This is a genomic window from Allobosea sp. 05T439 (genome assembly GCF_056396005.1).
The window spans coordinates 1-787 of record NZ_JBFTKP010000125.1 but is presented as its reverse complement, the minus strand read 5'-3'; the positions used below and the strand labels follow the sequence as shown (position 1 = coordinate 787).

General features: G+C 71.6%; 1 protein-coding gene. It reads left to right on the top strand.

Annotated features, from left to right (window positions below; all coding sequences use genetic code 11):
* On the top strand, window positions 1–787 hold a 787-nt coding region (locus AC1DIO_RS35355), incomplete at both ends, for a cadherin-like domain-containing protein (protein ID WP_476854951.1).

The window sequence follows — 787 nt, the reverse complement described above, 5'->3', positions numbered from 1 at the left end:
CGCTGACCGCGGTCGCGATCTACGTCAAGAGCCTCTTCCCCAGCCACGCCAAGTCCGATCTCGGTCCGCCCACCGAGCCCCCGGGCGAGGATGCGGCTGGGGGAGGCCCCTCGAGGCAGGCGCAGGCCGAGGAGGCGGACAAGGAGGCCCAGGACGAGACCGGCGCGATCAAGAAGGAACCCGAGCCCGACCAGGCGATCGGCTCCGGCGGCCAGGCTGTCGGCACGGGCGGGCTTGCCGCCTTCCTCGGCATCGATTCCCCGCCGATCGACTATGAGCAGCTGCCGCTGCGCCGCTTCTCGCCGGCCAAGCTCGAGGATGTCTTCGGCGATCCGKCCAGCAACGACAACCTGACGCTCGGCCATGGCGGCGGCCTCTCCGGCAGTGCCGGCTCTGGCAGTGGCCATGACTTCGAGGGGATCGCCTCGGCCGGCGGCGGCTCGGGTGGCCACCACCCCGGCCCGGGCGGCCATTCCGGCCCGGGCGGCGAGAACCCTGGCGGATCCGGCGGTGAAAACCCCGGCGGGCCACGCAGCAACCGAGCGCCGCAACTCGCCGGCGTCGTCAACCTGCGCAGCATCGGGCGGTGCGAGACGCTGCTGATCACCGCGATCGGCTTGCTCGCAGGGGCGCTGGATCCTGATGGCGATACGCTCGTGGTTAGGCATCTCACCGCCTMCAGCGGCACGCTGACCGCGGTCGAGGGTGGCTGGGAGTTCACCCCGGCGCCCGGCTATTTTGGCCCGGTGACGCTGAGCTACGAGGTCAGCGACGAGACCGTCGCGGT